The following is a 16,992-nucleotide window of genomic DNA, read 5'->3' as shown; positions in this document are numbered from 1 at the left end:
CATGCACATCGACGAGTTCAACAGCCTGGATACCGCCCCCGCCCGCGAGGCCGTGGCGCTGTGGGCGGCGATCCCCGCCTGGGTCGACGCGGTCGTCGCTCGGCGGCCCTACGCCTCGGTGCGCGATCTCGCCGACGCGGCGGCGGGACTGTCCTCGTCGTGGGGTCGCGCCGAGCTGGACGCCGCGCTCGCGCACCATCCGCGTATCGGCGAGAGACCGGCCGGGACCGGGGCCGAGGCTGCGGCATCCCGTCGGGAGCAGGCGAGCATGTCGGATGCCGCAGCCGACGTCGCCGACCGGATCGCCGCGGGCAACCGCGACTACGAGGAGCGGTTCGGCCGGGTGTTCCTGATCCGGGCGGCCGGACGCTCGCCCCAGGAGATGCTCGCCGAGCTGGAGCGCCGGCTGGGCAACGATGACGACGCCGAGGTCGCCGAAGCGGTCGGGCAGCTCGCCGAGATCGCCCTCTTGCGCCTGCGCCGGAGCGTGACGGCAGGATGAGGGCATGACCGCGCATCTCACCACCCACGTCCTCGACGCCGCAACCGGCCTGCCGGCGCAGGAGGTCCGCATCGCCCTCGCCCGGCTCGATGACGCCGGCCGTGCGACCCCCGTCGCCGAGGGAGCCACCGATGCCGACGGACGCGCCGCGCTCGGTCCCGCGCGTCTCGACGACGGCGCGTACACGCTGACGTTCTCGACGGGGCCGTACTTCGCCGCGCGCGGTGTCGAGACCTTCTATCCCGCCGTGATCGTGACGTTCACGGTGTCGGGCGAGCCGCATCTGCACGTGCCGCTGCTGCTGAGCCCGTTCGCCTATTCGACCTATCGAGGGAGCTGATCCATGACCGACGTGTCCGTGAGCCTGGGCGCCAACAAGTACGGCAAGGCCGAGAACCGGATCGTGCGCATCTACCGCGATGCCGCCCGCCACGAGATCGTCGACCTCAACGTCTCGTCGCAGCTGCGCGGGGCGGCTCTCGCCCAGTCGTACCTCTCGGGCGACAACGCCCTGATCGTGGCCACCGACACGCAGAAGAACACCGCGTTCGCGTTCGCGAAAGAGCACGGGATCCGCTCGCCCGAGGACTACCTGGTCGCCCTCGGCCGGCACTTCGTGTCGAGCTTCGAGTGGATCGACGGCGGCCTGTGGCAGGCCGAGCAGTACGAGTGGGAGCGCATCGTCGTCGACGGCGCCGAGCACGACCACGCCTTCGTGCGGCCCGGGCGGGCGACGCGGCTCGCGGCGGTGCAGACCATCGACGGCGGCACGCACGTGCTCGGTGGCGTGAAGGACCTCACCGTTCTGAAGTCCACCGGATCGGAGTTCCACGGCTTCCCCCGCGACCGCTACACGACGCTCGGAGAGACGGACGACCGCATCATGGCGACCTCGGTGACCGGGCGGTGGCGCTTCCTGCCCGACGCCGTCGCCGCGGGCATCGACTACAACGCGCTGTACGCCGAGGTGCTCGACGTGCTGCTGTCGACGTTCGCCGCCGTGCACTCGCTGGCGCTGCAGCAGACCCTGTTCGAGATGGGGCGGGCCGCCATCGAGGCGCGACCCGAGATCGCCGAGATGCGCTTCGCGATGCCCAACAAGCACCACTTCGCCTACGACCTGTCGGCGTTCGGCCTCGATAACCCCAACGAGGTCTTCTACGCCGCCGACCGTCCGTACGGCCTCATCGAGGGCACGGTCACCCGCGACGGCGCGCCCGCCGCCCCCGAGGCCTGGACCGACCTGCCCGCCTTCGTCTGATCCCTGCGGGGGGCGTATGGCTCGAAGGCGTCAGCCGGCGGGGGCGACGTCGACGGCGACGCGCAGGGTGGAGCTCTTCGCCTTCGACCAGATGATGCCGCGCACGGGCGACACGTCGCCGTAGTCGCGACCCCACGCGACCGTGATGTAGCGCTCGTTCGCCCACTGATCGTTGGTGGGGTCGATCGCGAGCCATTCCCCGGATGCCGGAACCCACACCGCGAGCCACGCGTGGGACGCATCCGCTCCCACCACCCGCTCCTTGCCCGGCGGCGGCTGGGTGGCGAGGTACCCGCTGACGTAGCGGGCGGCGACGCCGTGACTGCGCAGACACGCGAGGGCGACGTGGGCGAAGTCCTGGCACACGCCCGCGCGCTTACGCATCGCGTCGGCCACGGTGCTCGTGACGGTGGTCGCCTTGGTGTCGTAGTCGAAGTCGCGGTGGATGCGCTGCATGAGATCGGTGACCGCCTCGCCCAGCGGGCGTCCGGGCGCGAGCGAGACGGCGCCGTACTCCGCGGCCTCGGGGATGTGGGCCACCCGCGGGGACTCCAGCGCGAACTCCGTCGCCGCCCACGCGTCGGGCGAGAGGCCGACGAGGGGACGGGCGGTCTCCCACGGCTGGGCGAGGGCGGCGTCGTCGTATCGCGGGCGCTCGACCGTGACCTCGCTGGACGAGTCGATGACGAGGTGCCGGTGCGGCTCGGTGACGTGGAAGTACGTCACCGAGTTGCCGTAGTAGTCCACATCGGGCGCGTGGTCGCCGGGCAGCGGATCGATCGTGACGCTGTGCGCGGCGACGTTCTGCCACGGCAGCTCGCGCGGACGCAGGTGGTGGACGCCCAGGCTGTTGCGGACGGGTTTGTCGTAGGAGTACTCGGTGCGATGCGACAGCTGGTACCTCATGCGCGGCCGATCTCCTCGATGAGGGCGAGGGACGACAGCTGGACCGCGGGCGGACCGCCGGCGAAGTGCACGTCGGCGATCGCGTCCGACAGCTGACGCAGCCCCGCGGCCGTCTCGTCGAGGAGGTCGGCCAGCGCCCTCCGGCGCCCGTCGGTCTCGACCGCCAGCACGGCGGGGTCGACGGCGGCGAGTCGGTCGGCGAGCTCGTGGCGCAGCCGCTCGGGCCGCGTGGAGCCGGTGGAATCGGGCAGCGCCGCGAGGTGCGCGCGCAGGTGCTCGAGCGAGAACGCCATCGACCGCGGGTTGTCCGGGTCAAGCAGGAGCAGCTCGACCACGCTGCGGATCCGCCCGTAGCCGCGGTACCGCCGACGGTGGGTGACGAGGCTCTCGGCCGCGAGCAGCACGCCGTCGAGGACTTCGCGGTCGATCGCCCCGGCGTGCGAACGCGTCGTGGCCGACAGCAGCGTGCACAGCTGCGCGGCGCGCTCGAGGTAGCGTCCGGCCTGGATCATGTGCCAGCCCGGGTCGCGGATCATGTTCGCGGTGACGCCGTGCAGCGACAGCACGCCGCTGAGCATGCGGCCGGCGGATTCGGCGATCTGCGGAACGTGCGTCGAGGTCGTGGCCGCCTTCTTGGCGCGGTCGGCGATGGCGAAGACCCGCCACGTGTCGCCCGAGAGCTGATCGCGCACGCCCTCCAGCGCGTCCCGCATCCCGGAGAGGGCGTGCGCGGCCGAGCCGGCGCGCGCGTCGTCGACCAGCAGCGACCGCAGCTCGTCGGCGGGATCGTCGAAGCGGTGACCGGCGAGTCGTCGGAGCACGCCGAAGAGCACCGGCGCGGCATCCGCTGTCCTGGTCCGTCCGCGCTCGAGGTGCGCCCGGGTGGCGAGCACCAGTCGCAGCAGATCCTCGGTGCGCTCGGCGTAGCGGCCGGCCCAGTACATGTCCTCGAGGGCTCGGGGGGCCAGGGCCGGGATGGAGGGGATCATCGTCAGACGCGGGGCGCCCGCGAGCCCCTGGTCGGGCTCGGCCGGGTCGGCCTTCAGCACCCACACGTCCTTCGTGAGCGGGGCCCCGTCGACGTCGCGCGCCGTAGCCATCCCGCCGGCGAGCGTGCGATAAGCGGGCCCGTACCGGACGGTGAAGGCCCGCAGCACGAGGGGGTGGGCGGCGGCGGCTCCGGCGGTGAAGACCGGGGCCTGCGACAGGGGCAGGCGGTCCACGCCGACGTAGCGGTAGGGATGCGCCAGGATGCGGGCCACGAGGGCGTCCGCGGATTCGGCCGTCCCGGCATCCCGCGCGCCTCCGACCGGCGCGCCGCCGGCCGGAGTGTCGCCCGCGACGGCGGTCGCGCCGAACCCGACGGCCGTGCCGTCGAGGTGTCGCAGCAGGATGCCGTCGGGGTCGGTGCGCAGACGTTCCAGGACGCGGTCGCGGCCTACGGGGTCGCCGCACCACCAGGCGGGCGCCGAGGGCAGTCGCAGCTGCTCGCCGAGGAGCCGCTCGCACGCGGCGGCCATGTAGGGCAGCAGCGCGGGGTTCTCCAGGACACCGGCGCCGAGGCCGTTCACGACGTGGACGCGGCCGCGCCGCACCGCCTCGACGAGCCCGGCGACGCCCAGCTGCGAGTCGCCGCGCAGCTCGAGCGGATCGCACCACGTCGAGTCGACGCGACGGAGGATCACGTCGACCCGGTCGATCGGCGCCGTATGCGGCCAGCGGGCCGGCTTGATCCACACGTAGCCGTCGCTGACGACGAGGTCGCTTCCCTGCACGAGCGGGAAGCCGAGCGTGTTGGCGATGAAGGCCTGGTCGTACGCGGTCTCGGAGTGCGTGCCGGGTGAGAGCACCACGACGCGCGGGTCGGGGTCGTCGGTGGGCGCGCACTGCAGCAGCGCGTCGCGCAGCACCGCGAAGTAGGGGTCCATGCGGTGGAGGTCGGCGTCGCCGTAGAGGTCGGGAAGGGTGCGCGAGAGCACCAGCCGGTTCTCCATCGCGTAGCCGAGCCCCGAGGGCGCCTGGACCCGGTCGGCGAGCACGCGCCATTCGCCGTCCTCGTCGCGGCCGAGGTCGGTGGCCGACATCAGCAGCGAGGGGTCCGTCGCGACGCTCGGCCGCGCGATGGCCCGCACGAATCCGGGGTGCGCCACCACCGCGGCCGCGGGGATGACGCCCTCGGCGAGCAGACGCTGGTCGCCGTACACGTCGGCCATGATCGCGTTGAGGAGTTCGGCCCGCTGGGCCAGGCCCAGTTCCAGGCGCGACCACGTCGCGGCATCCAGCACGAGCGGCAGCGGGTCCAGTCGCCACGGTCGCGGGCCGTGCACGGGGTGCCCGTAGGTGACGCCGTCATCGGCGAGCGTCCGGGCGATCTCGGCATCCACCCGGGCGATCTCGTCGCCGGTGAGGCCCACCGTGGCGGCCGCGAGGGTCTTCCACGCCGGGCGGAGTCCGCCGCCCGGGGCGATCACCTCGTCGTAGCGGACCGCCGACGAGTCCGCGTCCAGTGGGAGCGTCGCCCGGCTGAGACCGGCGGCGTACTCCTGCAGGAGACTCATCACTCGGTCCGCACGACGCTGTGGACCTCGCCGACCACGGCGCGTCCGCCCAGGGTCTCGAGCTCCATCAGCACCGTGGTGCCGACGACGACGCCGCCGAGCGCCTCGACCAGCTCTCGTGCCGCGACCAGCGTGCCGCCCGTGGCCAGCACGTCGTCCACGAGGAGCACGCGTGCGCCGGCGGGCAGGTCGTCGTGGGCCTCGATCGTGGCCGTGCCGTATTCGAGGGCGTACGAGACGGACGCCGCGGGCCGCGGCAGCTTGCCCGCCTTGCGGATCGGCACGAGACCGACATCGGCCGTCAGCGCGATGGCGCCCGCGAGGAGGAAGCCGCGCGCCTCGACGCCGGCGACGATGTCGAACTCTCCGGCGAACGGAGCGATGAGGGCCTCGGTGACGGCGCGCAGTGCGGCCGCGTCCGCGAGAAGCGGCGTGATGTCGCGGAACAGGATCCCGGGCTCGGGATAGTCGGGGATCGTCCGGATGAGCGACTCGGCACGGGCGAGGGCGTCTTCAGGCACGCGCCCACCCTAGTCCCGCCGGGCGCACAGGCTCCGATCACGTGACATGTAAGCGCTTGCAGTATCCTGTTCCGCATGCCTTCGACCGAGACCGCCCCCCGCACCGGCGCCCTCCCCTCCGCTCCCGGTTCCGAGTGGTGGCGCACCGCCGTCATCTACCAGATCTACCCGCGCTCCTTCGCGGACGCCTCGGGCGACGGCATCGGCGACCTGCCGGGCATCACGGCCAAGCTCGACGACCTGGCCGAGCTCGGCGTCGACGCCATCTGGCTGAGCCCGTTCCAGCGCTCCCCGCAGAAGGATGCCGGGTACGACGTGTCGGACTACTGCGACGTCGACCCGCTGTTCGGCACGCTCGAGGACTTCGACGCCATGCTCGACGGAGCTCACGGTCGCAGCATCCGGGTCATCGTCGACCTCGTCCCGAACCACTCCTCCGACCAGCACGAGTGGTTCCAGCAGGCCCTGGCCGCTGGCCCGGGCAGCCGCGAGCGCGCGCGCTACATGTTCCGCGACGGGCAGGGCGCGCACGGCGAGCTGCCCCCGAACAACTGGGAGTCCGTCTTCGGCGGGCCGGCGTGGACCCGCGTGGTCGAGGAGGACGGGGCGCCCGGCCAGTGGTACCTGCACCTGTTCGACTCGACGCAGCCGGACTTCGACTGGACCAACGACGAGGTGCGCGAAGAGTTCCGTCGCATCCTGCGCTTCTGGCTCGACCGCGGGGTCGACGGCTTCCGCGTGGACGTCGCCCACGGCATGATCAAGGCCGACGGACTGCCGGACTACACGCCCGACCCCGACGCGGGGTCGATGGGCGGCGAAGAGGCCGGCGTGCCCTACTGGGGCCAGGACGGCGTTCACGAGATCTACCGCGACTGGCACACGCTGCTGGCCGAGTACGACGGCGACCGCGCGCTGTGCGCCGAGGCCTGGCTTCCCACGCCCGAGCAGACGGCGCTGTGGGTACGCCCCGACGAGATGCACCAGGCGTTCAACTTCGCCTACCTCGAGACCGGCTGGGACGCCGCGGCGCTCCGCGACGTCGTCGACGAGTCGATCCGCGCCTATGCCGCCGTCGGCGCGCCGAGCACGTGGGTGCTGTCGAACCACGACGTCGTCCGCCACGCCTCGCGTCTCGCGCTCACCGCCGAGAACCCGCAGGGTCACGGCATCGGCCCGGACTCCCCCGGCAAGCCCATCCCCGAGGTCGGCCTGCGTCGCGCACGTGCCGCGACCGCCCTCATGCTCGCGCTCCCGGGCTCGGCCTACCTGTACCAGGGCGAGGAGCTCGGCCTTCCCGAGGTCATCGACATCCCCGGAGAAGCCCGTCAGGACCCGACGTGGTTCCGCACCGGCGGCGAGCGCTACGGACGCGACGGCTGCCGCGTGCCCCTGCCGTGGACCTCGACCGGCGACGCCTACGGGTTCAACGACACCGGCGCCTCGTGGCTGCCGCAGCCCGCGGAGTGGGCGACGCTCGCCCGCGACCAGCAGGTCGACGACCCCGCCTCGACCCTGTCCCTGTACCGGGCGCTCCTCGAGGCCCGCCGCGCCCACGGTCTGGGCAGCGGCGCACTCGAGTGGATCGACGGGCTCGGACCGGATGCGGTGGCCTTCCGCAACGGCGAGGTCACCGTCGTCGCGAACGCCGGGACGACGCCGATCGCGCTGCCCGAGGGCGTGGTCATCGTCGCCAGCGGTCCGATCGACGGCGACCGGCTCCCCGCCGACACGACCGTGTGGATGGCGCAGGGCTGACGGATCGGGCCGTCCGGCCCGGAGAGAACGAGGTGACGGCGTGGTCAGCATCGACGAGGTCGCCCGCAAGGCGGGCGTATCGACGGCGACCGTCTCGCGCGCCCTGAGCGGGCGCGGCCATGTGTCCACCGCGACCCGGGCACGCGTAGAGATCGCCGCGCAGGCGCTCGGCTACGTCGTCTCGGCGTCGGCGTCGAGCCTGGCGTCCGGGCGCACGCGCAACATCGGCGTGCTGGTGCCGTTCCTCGACCGCTGGTTCTTCAGCACCGTGCTCAGCGGCATCGCGAACGCGCTCATGCGGCAGGGGTACGACATCACGCTGTACAACCTCACCGCCGATCGCGCGCAGCGTCACAGCATCTTCGAGACGTTCCTGCGCCGTCAGCGCGTGGACGGTGTGATCGCCATCTCGCTCGAGCTCGGACACGACGAGATCGAGCGGCTGCGCGCGCTGGATCTGCCCGTCATCGCCATCGGCGGACCGAACCCGGGCCTTGCCACGCTCACCGTCGACGACCTGGCCGTGGCGCGCCTGGCCACCGAGCACCTGATCGCACTGGGCCACCGCGACATCGCCCACATCGGCGCGAGCCCCGAGTTCGATGTGGACTTCCACGTGCCCACCCAGCGTCGGCAGGGCTTCGAATCCGCACTGACGAACGCGGGGATCCCCGTGCATCCGGCGCTGTACGAGCCGGCGGACTTCACGATCGAGGGCGGATTCCGCGCCGCGAAGCAGCTGCTGGGCAGGCCCGGTGAACGCCCGACGGCCATCTTCGCGGCATCCGACGAAATGGCGATCGGCGCGCTCCTGGCGGCCCGTGAGCTCGGCTATCGCGTGCCCGAGGATCTGTCGGTCGTGGGCATCGACGGTCACGAGCTGGGCGACTTCTTCCGCCTCACCACCGTCGACCAGTTCCCCCTCGGACAGGGCGAGCGGGCCGCCGAGGCGATCCTCCAACTGCTGGCCGCCGGAGACAAGGCCGAGAGCCACGTGCCCGGGGCGCTGCCCTACGACCTCGTCGTGCGCGGGTCGACCGCGCGACGCGTGGAGTGACCGCCGGGCCTCAGGGCACCCGCAGGACCGCCTCCGCGTAGGCTCGGACCCATGACGATCGACCTCGACGCCCTCTACATCGATCTGCACCGCCACCCCGAGCTGTCGTTCCAAGAGACGCGCACGGCCGGCGTGATCGCGGCCAGACTCAGCGAACTCGGCATCGAGTTCGAGGAGGGCATCGGCAAGACCGGCATCGCCGCGATCATCCGCAACCCCAAGGCGGACGCGGGGGCGGCCGAAGAGGGACCGGTCGTGTGGCTCCGCGCCGACACCGACGGCCTGCCGGTCGAGGAGCGCACCGGCCTCGCCTACGCCAGCACGGCGCGCGGCGTCGATCCCGCCGGCGCCGACGTCCCCGTCATGCACGCGTGCGGCCACGACATGCACGTGAGCGCGATGATCGGTGCCCTCGAGCAGCTCGTCGCGACGACGTCCGAGTGGCACGGCACCGTCGTGGCGGTCTTCCAGCCCGCCGAGGAGTACGGCGCCGGCGCCCAGGCGATGATCGCCGACGGCGTGCTCGAGAGGTTCCCGAAGCCCGACGTCGTGCTCGGCCAGCACGTCACCCCGCTGCCCGCCGGCACCATCGGGGTGCGCAGCGGCACCCAGATGGCCGCCTCCGACGGCCTGCGCGTGGTGCTGCACGGCCGCGGTGGGCACGGCTCGCGTCCGCACTCCACGATCGACCCGGTCGTCATGGCCGCCGCCACCGTCATGCGCCTGCAGACGATCGTCTCGCGCGAGGTCGATCCCCGCGACGTCGCCGTCGTCACCGTCGGCTCCATCCACGCCGGCCTGAAGAACAACATCATCCCCGCCGAGGCGGTCCTCGAGCTGAGCCTGCGCTACCCCGACGACGCCGCCCGGGAGCGCGTCATGCAGAAGGTCGAGCGCATCGTGCGGGCCGAGGCCGCGGCATCCGGAGCAGAAGTCGAGCCGGTCATCAGCGTCGACCACTCGCTGCCGCCCACCATCAACGACGTCGATGCCACCGACCGCCTGCGCGCCGCGTTCGCACGGCACTTCGGCGAGGACGCCGTCGTCGACCCGGGCATGTTCACCGGCAGCGAGGACGTGTCGTGGTTCGCCCGCGAGTCCGGCGCCCCGCTGGTGTACTGGTTCTGGGGCGGGGTCGATCCGCACGCGTACGCCGAGGCGCACCGGCGCGGCACGATCGAGCGCGACATCCCCACCAACCACTCGCCGTTCTTCGCACCGGTGCTGCAGCCGACGCTCGACAACGGCGTGCAGAACATCGTCGTGGCCGCGCGCGAATTCCTGGGCTGAGCCGACCCCGAGACCGGATGCCGCGACGCGGCGTAGCCTGGAGGGGTGACCCCCGCTCCCCCTTCCACCTCCGCTGACGCGCCCGCGCTCGACGCCGCGGCCCTGCGCGCGGACTTCCCGCTGCTCGACGAGCGCGTGAACGACCAGCCCCTGGTCTACCTCGACTCGGCCGCGACGAGCCAGAAGCCCCGCGCCGTGATCGATGCCGAGGTCGACTTCCTCTCGCGCACGAACGCCGCCGTCCACCGCGGGGCCCACACGCTCGCCGCCGAGGCGACCGACGCCTTCGAGGACGCCCGCGAGACCGTCGCCGGCTTCGTCGGCGCCGCCCCCGAGCAGCTCGTGTGGACCAGCGGCGCCACCGCGGGCATCAACCTCGTCGCGTACGCGCTCGGCAACGCCGCGATCGGCCGCGGCGCCCCGGCGAGCGCGCCGTACGCGCTGCGCGCGGGCGACGAGATCGTCATCACCGAGAGCGAGCACCACGCCAACCTCATCCCGTGGCAGGAGCTCGCCGCCCGCATGGGCGCGGTCCTCCGCCACATCCCCGTGCACGAGGACGGCACGCTCGACATGGCGGCCGCCGCCGACCTCATCGGCGAGCGGACCCGCGTGGTGTCGTTCCCGCACGTGTCGAACGTGCTCGGCATCGTGAATCCCGTCGACGAGCTGATCGCGCGGGCGAAGGATGCCGGTGCCCTCACCGTCATGGACGCGTGCCAGTCCGCGCCGCACCTGCCGCTGGATCTGCCCGCCCTGGGCGTCGACCTGGCGGTGTTCTCGGGCCACAAGATGCTCGGCCCCTACGCCATCGGCGGCCTGTACGGGCGGGCCGAGGTGCTCGAGGCCCTGCCGCCGTTCCTCACCGGCGGATCGATGATCACCACAGTGACCCTCGACGAGGCCGACTACCTGCCACCGCCGCAGAAGTTCGAGGCGGGCACGCAGCCGGTGTCGCAGGCCGTGGCCCTCGCCGAGGCCGTCCGTTACCTGGAGGGCGTGGGCATGCCCGCGGTGCACGCGCATGAGACGCGGCTCGAGGCGCACATGCGCGAAGGGCTTCGGCAGATCCCCGGCATCCGCCTGCTCGGCGACGCCGAAGGGGTCGACCGGGTCGCGCTGTGCGCGTTCGACGTCGACGGCGTCCACGCGCACGACGCCGGTCAGTTCCTCGACGCACGCGGCATCGCCGTCCGCGTCGGGCACCACTGCGCCCAGCCGCTGCACCGCCGCTTCGGGATGACCGCGTCGGTGCGCGCCAGCGCAGCCCTGTACAACACCGCCGACGACGTCGACGTCTTCCTGGACGCCGTGTCCGGCATCCGCTCGTTCTTCGGAGTCGCCTCGTGAGCCTCGAATCCCTCTACCAGGAGCTCATCCTCGACCACTCCAAGCGGCCCAAGGGGTTCGGGCTGGCCGACGAAGAGGGTGCCACGGCGACCTCGCACCAGAAGAACCCGGTGTGCGGCGACGAGATCACCCTCCGGGTGCGGATGGACGGCGACCACGTGCGCGATGTGACGTGGGAGGGTGCCGGCTGCTCGATCTCGCAGGCGTCCGCGTCGATGCTCGTCGCCCTTCTCGAGGAGGACGGCGGCGACGACGGCCTCACGCGCGCCGAGGTGACGACGCTCATCGACGGCTTCCGCGAGGCGCTGCGCTCGCGCGGCAAGATCCCGCTCGATGAGGAGACGTTCTCGGACGCCGCCGCCCTGTCGGGGGTCTCGAAGTACTCGGCCCGCGTCAAGTGCGCGATGCTGGCGTGGGTCGCCCTCGAGGACGCCCTCGCCCGCGCCTGACGCCGCGACCGCCTCAGCCGGCCCGCCGGCTGGCCCCTGCCGGCGCGCCCCCGCCGGCGGCCTCGCCGCTCGGGGACGCCGCTCGGGGACGCCGCTCGGGGACGCGTGCGCACGACGCCCCGGCGTGCGGGGGAATCACGCACGCGAGTGACGCGTGCGCACGCGTCCCGCGGGTCGGTTGAGCCCGGCGGCCTCCGGCCTGGGGGCGCGTGCGCACGACGCCCCGGCGTGCGGGGGAATCACGCACGCGAGGGGCACGTGCGCACGCGTCCCCGCCCGCACCTCCGCCCGCCCGGCCGACCCCGGCCGTCGCCCGGCCAGCCGCCCGGCCGGCGGGGCGGGTCAGCCGAGGCCGGCGCGCTCGTCGGACGACGGGGCGTCGCCGGCGACCGGGCGCCGCGACAGGCCCACGGCTCCGGAGGTGCGGTCCTTGGACAGCGCCGCCGCGACGGCCACCGACTCGTCGACGTCCGGATACTGCGGGCGCAGCTTGACCGCGTGCGCACGCTTCTGCTCGCGCTTGGCCTTGCGCGCCGCGTAGGTGAGGTTCAGCGCCTCGACCAGGATCGCGAACGCCATCGGTCCGTAGATGAACGCCTTCTCGATGTGGAAGCCGAAGCCCTCGGCCACGAGGAACGCACCGATCAGCAGCAGGAACGCCAGCGCCAGCATCTTCACCGTCGGGTGGTTGTTGACGAAGGCGAAGATGAAGCGCGCGGCGAACAGCATGATGCCGAACGAGAGCACGACCACCGTGATGATCACGACGACGTTCTCGGTCATGCCCACGGCCGTGATCACCGAGTCGAGCGAGAACACGAGGTCGAGCACGAGGATCTGCGCGATCACCGACCCGAAGGTGATGGCCTTGCCGCCCCCGGCGCCGTGCTCCTCTTCGGCACCCTCGAGCTTGTGGTGGATCTCGGTCGTGGCCTTGTAGATGAGGAACAGTCCACCCGCGATGAGGATGAAGTCCTTCCACGAGAAGCCCATGCCGAACAGTTCGACGACGTCGTCCTTCAGCGTGATGATCCAGCCGGCGGCCAGCACCAGCAGCACGCGCATGACCATCGCCAGCGTGAGGCCGAGGTTCCGCGCCTTGGCCTGCTGCTCCTTGGGGAGCTTGGAGGCCAGGATCGAGATGAAGATCACGTTGTCGACGCCGAGGACCACCTCGAGCACGAACAGCGTGAGGAAGACCGCGATCAGGTCGGGCGTGAAGGCAAAGGAGAAGTCCACGCGCTCAGCGTAGGCGAGCGGATGCCGCGCCCCACACCGACACGGGATCAGGCCGACACGAGAGTGCGCTCCAATCGGGCGTAGCTGGTCTCCATGCCGTCGGTCATCCCGGTGGCCAGCACCATGTCGCGCGTAGCCTTGTCGGGATACTCGATCAGCACCGTGATGAGCGTCGCGCCGTCCTCTTCGTCGAGGGTGAGGTCGTTGAGGGTGGAGGGGAAGTCGGTGCCGGTCATGTGCTCGGTGGTGACCGACCGGCGCGGCGCGTCGATCAGCAGCGTCTCGCCGTCGAATCCGAACGCCTCGCCCTCGGTGTCGCCGACCGGCTCCCACTGGTAGCGGTAGCGTCCGCCGACCACGGGGTCCACCTCGCACACCGACATGCGCCATCCGTCGGGGCCCAGCAGCCACTGCGTGAGCAGCTCCGGGTCGTGGTGCGCACGCCAGACCAGGTCGCGGGGCCCTTCGATGAGGCGGGTGATGCGCACGTGCGTGTCGTCGAGCAGCTCGGTCTGCGTGCCCTTCCCGGCGGCGTAGGCGCGCAGGCCATCGAGCACCCGGTCGAGCTGGTTCATCGCCATCGTCGAACCCTCGACGGCGCCCATCGCCACGACCTGCTCGAGCGCGTCGGCGGAGTCGAAGTAGGTGGTGTTGCGCAGCCGCGCGCCCGTCTCGGTGGGCTCGAACACGAACACCATCCGCGACGTCGGCATGTCGGCCAGCACCTGGCCGTCGGCGTCGGCGAACGAGTCCAGCGCGGTGAACGACCGCGGCCCGTCGATCTCGAGGAACTCCCACAGACCGTGGAACTGCTCGCCGCGCGGGCTGGTCATGACGTACCGCGCCCGTCCGCCGACTTCGAGGTCGAACTGGGTGAAGGTGGCGGGGTATCCGGGCGGGCCCCAGAACCGCTCCAGCTGGCGCGGGTCGGTGAAGGCGTCCCACAGCCGGTCGACGGATGCCGCGACGTCCGCGGTCAGCGTCATGGTGAGTGCCTCGGGATCGGTGGTGACCTCGGTGACAGGCATGTCAATCTCCTTCGTGTGCGATCGGTTCCGGGGAGGGGTCTTCGGAGAGCAGGGCGTCGAGGCGGTCGATGCGGGCGCGCCACATCTCCTCGTAACGGGCGAGGAGCGCGCGGGCGCGGGCGATCATTGCCGGATCCGCGCGGACGAGCCGCTCGCGCCCTTCGGCGCGCTTGATGATGAGGCCCGCGGCCTCGAGGACGGCGACGTGCTTCTGCACGGCCGCGAACGACATGTCGTACGCGCGGGCCAGCGCCGACACGGAGTGCTCCGCCTCGATCGCGCGCCGCAGGATGTCGCGCCGTGTCGCCGCGGCGAGCGCGTGGAACACACGGTCGATCTCGTCATCGCTGAGCCTCGTTTGTACAACCATTTGGTTGCACGTTACGCCGACCCCCGGCATCCGTCAAGAGGTCCTCAGCGGCGCGCCCCTAGAATGGAGCGGTCCGGCGCCCGCGATTTCTGGAGCTCAGCCGCATGACCACTCCCACCGATTCCCCCGCCACGGCGCGCCCCGCCGCCGACACCGTCGAGATCGCCGCGGCGACGCCCGAGAAGGAGCAGCCGTACGGCGCCCTCGGGCTCAAGCCGGACGAGTACGACCGCATCCGCGAGATCCTGGGCCGCCGCCCCACGTCGGGCGAGCTGGCGATGTACTCGGTGATGTGGAGCGAGCACTGCTCGTACAAGTCCTCGAAGATCTACCTGCGCCAGTTCGGGCAGAAGGTCTCGGACGAGATGAAGACCCGCCTCATGGTGGGCATGGGGCAGAACGCCGGCGTCGTCGACATCGGCGAGGGCTGGGCGGTGACGTTCAAGGTCGAATCGCACAACCACCCCAGCTACATCGAGCCGTTCCAGGGCGCCGCTACGGGCGTCGGCGGCATCGTGCGCGACATCATCTCGATGGGCGCGCGCCCGGTCGCCGTCATGGACCAGCTGCGCTTCGGCGCGATCGACCACCCCGACACCGCACGCGTCGTGCACGGCGTCGTCAGCGGCATCTCGTTCTACGGCAACTGCCTCGGGCTGCCGAACATCGGCGGCGAGACCGTCTTCGACGCCGTCTACCAGGGCAACCCGCTCGTGAACGCCCTCGCGGTGGGCGTCCTGCGCCACGAGGACCTCAAGCTCGCGAACGCCTCGGGTGCCGGCAACAAGGTCGTGCTGTTCGGAGCCCGCACCGGCGGCGACGGCATCGGCGGCGCGTCGATCCTCGCCTCCGACACGTTCGCCGACGGCGGTCCCACCAAGCGCCCCGCCGTCCAGGTCGGCGACCCGTTCGCCGAGAAGGTGCTCATCGAGTGCTGCCTGGAGCTCTACCGCGGCGAGCTCGTCGAGGCGATCCAGGACCTCGGTGCCGCCGGCATCTCGTGCGCGACCAGCGAGCTGGCCGCCAACGGCGGTTCGGGCATGCGCGTCGACCTCGAGAACGTGCTGCTGCGCGACCCTTCGCTCACGCCCGAGGAGATCCTCATGAGCGAGAGCCAGGAGCGCATGATGGCGATCGTCGCGCCCGAGAAGCTCGAGGCGTTCCTGGCCGTGACCGGCAAGTGGGACGTCGAGACGAGCGTGCTCGGCGAGGTGACCGGCGACGGCCGCCTGCAGATCTTCTGGCACGGCGAGGAGATCGTCAACGTCGACCCGTCCACGGTCGCCGTCGACGGCCCCGTGTACGAGCGTCCGGTCGCCTACCCGACGTGGATCGACGCGCTCCGCGACGACACCGCCGCCGCACTCCCCCGCCCCGACTCCGGCGACGAGCTGCGGGCGCAGTTCACGCGCCTGGTGTCGAGCCCGAACCTCGCCGACACGTCGTGGGTGACCAACCAGTACGACTACTACGTCATGGGCAACACCGCGCTGTCGTTCCCCGATGACGCCGGCATGATCCGCGTCGACGAGGAGTCCGGGCTCGGCTTCGCGATCGCCACCGACTGCAACGGCCGCTACTGCCAGCTCGACCCGTACGCGGGTGCGCAGCTCGCGCTGGCTGAGGCGTACCGCAACGTCGCCGTCTCAGGCGCGGTGCCGACCGCGGTCACCGACTGCCTGAACTTCGGCAGCCCCGAGAACCCCGAGGTGATGTGGCAGTTCTCGCAGGCCGTCGAGGGCCTGTCGGACGCGTGCCTCGAGCTCGGAGTCCCCGTCACCGGCGGCAACGTGTCGTTCTACAACCAGACCGGCGACCAGCCGATCTTCCCGACCCCGGTGGTCGGCGTCATGGGCATCATCGACGACGTCGCCCGCCGCATCCCGTCGGGCTGGCAGGATGCCGGCGAGAACATCTACCTCCTCGGCACCACCGCCGCCGAGCTCGACGGGTCGCAGTGGGCCGGCACGATCCACGGGCACCTCGGCGGTCGTCCGCCGGCGGTCGACCTCGCCGGCGAGAAGCGTCTGGCCGAGCTCATCCACGCCGCCTCGCTGCAGTCGCTCGTCTCGAGCGCGCACGACCTGTCGTCGGGGGGCCTCGCCCAGGCGCTCGCCGAGGCGGTGCTGCGCTTCGGCGTCGGCGCTCGGGTGTGGCTCGACGAGCTGCTCGAGCGCGATGGGGTGGATGCCGCGACCGCTCTGTTCTCGGAGTCCACCGGTCGTGTCATCGTGAGCGTGCCCCGCGAGGACGACGTGAAGTTCCGCGGCCTCTGCGAGGGACGCGGCTATCCGGTGCTGCGCATCGGCGTCACCGACGTCGTCGAGGACGGCGAGCCCGCCGCGCTCGAGGTGCAGGGCCTGTTCACGGTGCCGCTGGCCGAGCTGCGCGGGCTGTCGACCGCCACTCTCCCGGCAGCGTTCGGCGCGACGGTGAGCGAGCCCGTCGCCTGATCGGACGACACGGTCACCCGCCTACACTGGAGCGCATGAGCGACGACGACTACGCCGAGTACGGTCAGGCACGCCAGCGACGGATGAAGGTCGTGGCGTGGGTCGTCATCATCTCGCTCATCCTCGTCGGCGGCGGCGCCACGGTCATCGCCCTGCTGTTCGGCTGAGCGTCCCCCGAGGACTCTCGGCGCGGCGCGCGGGCCGGGTTAGCATGGCCGGGTGGACCCCTGGTTCGAGCTTCTCGGCGCCT

The 16,992-nt window shown here is 71.9% G+C and carries 16 protein-coding genes; 10 read left to right on the top strand and 6 right to left on the bottom strand.

Annotated features, from left to right (window positions below):
• Nucleotide 1: 1 nt before the first annotated feature.
• The 3 genes from uraD to pucL are packed head-to-tail and all read left to right on the top strand — an operon-like array spanning nt 2 to nt 1,763.
• Nucleotides 2-502 carry a 2-oxo-4-hydroxy-4-carboxy-5-ureidoimidazoline decarboxylase gene (gene uraD / locus NFR93_RS15220; RefSeq protein ID WP_251455214.1) on the top strand — a complete coding sequence of 167 codons (501 nt, stop codon included), beginning with the start codon at nt 2-4 and terminating at the stop codon, nt 500-502.
• A gap of 4 nt (nt 503-506) precedes the next feature.
• Nucleotides 507-842 (top strand): hydroxyisourate hydrolase, encoded by a 336-nt coding sequence (gene uraH, locus NFR93_RS15215; RefSeq protein WP_251455211.1) that lies wholly within the window; start codon nt 507-509, stop codon nt 840-842.
• 3 nt (nt 843-845) lie between these two features.
• The gene (pucL, locus tag NFR93_RS15210) at nt 846-1,763 is read left to right on the top strand and encodes a factor-independent urate hydroxylase (RefSeq protein WP_251455208.1); all 918 of its coding nucleotides are present in this window, start codon (nt 846-848) and stop codon (nt 1,761-1,763) included.
• A gap of 30 nt (nt 1,764-1,793) precedes the next feature.
• On the opposite strand, the gene NFR93_RS15205 is transcribed toward pucL, so the two are convergent.
• Genes NFR93_RS15205 through NFR93_RS15195 form a run of 3 tightly spaced genes read right to left on the bottom strand, consistent with a single transcriptional unit; the run spans nt 1,794 to nt 5,748 of the window.
• Nucleotides 1,794-2,669, bottom strand: coding sequence for a transglutaminase family protein (locus tag NFR93_RS15205; RefSeq protein WP_251455205.1), 876 nt, complete (start codon nt 2,667-2,669; stop codon nt 1,794-1,796).
• Entirely contained in the window at nt 2,666-5,227 is a 2,562-nt protein-coding gene (locus NFR93_RS15200) for a circularly permuted type 2 ATP-grasp protein (protein ID WP_251455201.1), read from the bottom strand. Before NFR93_RS15200 ends, NFR93_RS15205 begins: the two co-directional genes overlap by 4 nt.
• Nucleotides 5,227-5,748: an adenine phosphoribosyltransferase gene (locus tag NFR93_RS15195; protein WP_251455198.1), complete on the bottom strand. Its 522-nt coding sequence runs from the start codon at nt 5,746-5,748 to the stop codon at nt 5,227-5,229. Before NFR93_RS15195 ends, NFR93_RS15200 begins: the two co-directional genes overlap by 1 nt.
• Nucleotides 5,749-5,823: 75 nt before the next feature.
• Between NFR93_RS15195 and NFR93_RS15190 the strand changes: the two genes are divergently transcribed.
• From NFR93_RS15190 to sufU, 5 genes are read left to right on the top strand one after another with little or no spacing between them, the layout of a single operon-like run.
• On the top strand, nt 5,824-7,506 hold the full coding sequence (locus NFR93_RS15190) for a glycoside hydrolase family 13 protein (protein WP_251455195.1): 1,683 nt from the start codon (nt 5,824-5,826) through the stop codon (nt 7,504-7,506).
• Nucleotides 7,507-7,546: 40 nt separating this feature from the next.
• Nucleotides 7,547-8,563, top strand: coding sequence for a LacI family DNA-binding transcriptional regulator (locus NFR93_RS15185; protein WP_251455192.1), 1,017 nt, complete (start codon nt 7,547-7,549; stop codon nt 8,561-8,563).
• Nucleotides 8,564-8,614: 51 nt separating this feature from the next.
• Nucleotides 8,615-9,853: an amidohydrolase gene (locus tag NFR93_RS15180; RefSeq protein WP_251455189.1), complete on the top strand. Its 1,239-nt coding sequence runs from the start codon at nt 8,615-8,617 to the stop codon at nt 9,851-9,853.
• Nucleotides 9,854-9,898: 45 nt separating this feature from the next.
• The gene (locus NFR93_RS15175) at nt 9,899-11,203 is read left to right on the top strand and encodes a SufS family cysteine desulfurase (RefSeq protein WP_251455187.1); all 1,305 of its coding nucleotides are present in this window, start codon (nt 9,899-9,901) and stop codon (nt 11,201-11,203) included.
• Entirely contained in the window at nt 11,200-11,652 is a 453-nt protein-coding gene (gene sufU, locus NFR93_RS15170; RefSeq protein ID WP_251455185.1) for a Fe-S cluster assembly sulfur transfer protein SufU, read from the top strand. The genes NFR93_RS15175 and sufU overlap by 4 nt, the downstream gene beginning before the upstream one ends.
• A 342-nt stretch (nt 11,653-11,994) precedes the next feature.
• Here sufU and NFR93_RS15165 read toward each other — a convergent pair whose 3' ends face one another.
• Genes NFR93_RS15165 through NFR93_RS15155 form a run of 3 tightly spaced genes read right to left on the bottom strand, consistent with a single transcriptional unit; the run spans nt 11,995 to nt 14,289 of the window.
• Entirely contained in the window at nt 11,995-12,891 is an 897-nt protein-coding gene (locus tag NFR93_RS15165; protein WP_251455183.1) for a TerC family protein, read from the bottom strand.
• A gap of 47 nt (nt 12,892-12,938) precedes the next feature.
• Nucleotides 12,939-13,919, bottom strand: a complete 981-nt coding sequence (locus NFR93_RS15160) for an SRPBCC family protein (RefSeq protein WP_251455181.1) — start codon at nt 13,917-13,919, stop codon at nt 12,939-12,941.
• 1 nt (nt 13,920) lies between these two features.
• A complete protein-coding gene (locus NFR93_RS15155) occupies nt 13,921-14,289 on the bottom strand; it encodes an ArsR/SmtB family transcription factor (protein ID WP_251455179.1) in 369 nt (122 codons plus the stop codon).
• A gap of 104 nt (nt 14,290-14,393) precedes the next feature.
• Here NFR93_RS15155 and purL point away from each other — a divergent pair, with 104 nt between their 5' ends.
• Entirely contained in the window at nt 14,394-16,742 is a 2,349-nt protein-coding gene (purL, locus tag NFR93_RS15150; RefSeq protein ID WP_251455176.1) for a phosphoribosylformylglycinamidine synthase subunit PurL, read from the top strand.
• A 35-nt stretch (nt 16,743-16,777) separates the two neighbouring features.
• Nucleotides 16,778-16,909, top strand: coding sequence for a hypothetical protein (locus NFR93_RS16015; protein WP_285814612.1), 132 nt, complete (start codon nt 16,778-16,780; stop codon nt 16,907-16,909).
• The last annotated feature ends 83 nt before the right edge of the window (nt 16,910-16,992 follow it).

Origin of the sequence: Microbacterium sp. Marseille-Q6648 (assembly GCF_943181415.1) — a bacterium.
GTDB lineage: Bacteria > Actinomycetota > Actinomycetes > Actinomycetales > Microbacteriaceae > Microbacterium.
The sequence above is the reverse complement of the archived record's forward strand: the minus strand, read 5'-3'. Positions and strand labels throughout refer to the sequence as shown.

Coding starts and splice junctions, on each gene's coding strand:
- uraH (WP_251455211.1), top strand. CDS start 507: ATGACCGCGCATCTCACCACCCACGTCCTCGACGCCGCAACCGGCCTG.
- NFR93_RS15155 (WP_251455179.1), bottom strand. CDS start 14,289: ATGGTTGTACAAACGAGGCTCAGCGATGACGAGATCGACCGTGTGTTC.
- purL (WP_251455176.1), top strand. CDS start 14,394: ATGACCACTCCCACCGATTCCCCCGCCACGGCGCGCCCCGCCGCCGAC.
- uraD (WP_251455214.1), top strand. CDS start 2: ATGCACATCGACGAGTTCAACAGCCTGGATACCGCCCCCGCCCGCGAG.
- NFR93_RS16015 (WP_285814612.1), top strand. CDS start 16,778: ATGAGCGACGACGACTACGCCGAGTACGGTCAGGCACGCCAGCGACGG.
- pucL (WP_251455208.1), top strand. CDS start 846: ATGACCGACGTGTCCGTGAGCCTGGGCGCCAACAAGTACGGCAAGGCC.
- NFR93_RS15180 (WP_251455189.1), top strand. CDS start 8,615: ATGACGATCGACCTCGACGCCCTCTACATCGATCTGCACCGCCACCCC.
- NFR93_RS15160 (WP_251455181.1), bottom strand. CDS start 13,919: ATGCCTGTCACCGAGGTCACCACCGATCCCGAGGCACTCACCATGACG.
- NFR93_RS15205 (WP_251455205.1), bottom strand. CDS start 2,669: ATGAGGTACCAGCTGTCGCATCGCACCGAGTACTCCTACGACAAACCC.
- NFR93_RS15200 (WP_251455201.1), bottom strand. CDS start 5,227: ATGAGTCTCCTGCAGGAGTACGCCGCCGGTCTCAGCCGGGCGACGCTC.
- NFR93_RS15190 (WP_251455195.1), top strand. CDS start 5,824: ATGCCTTCGACCGAGACCGCCCCCCGCACCGGCGCCCTCCCCTCCGCT.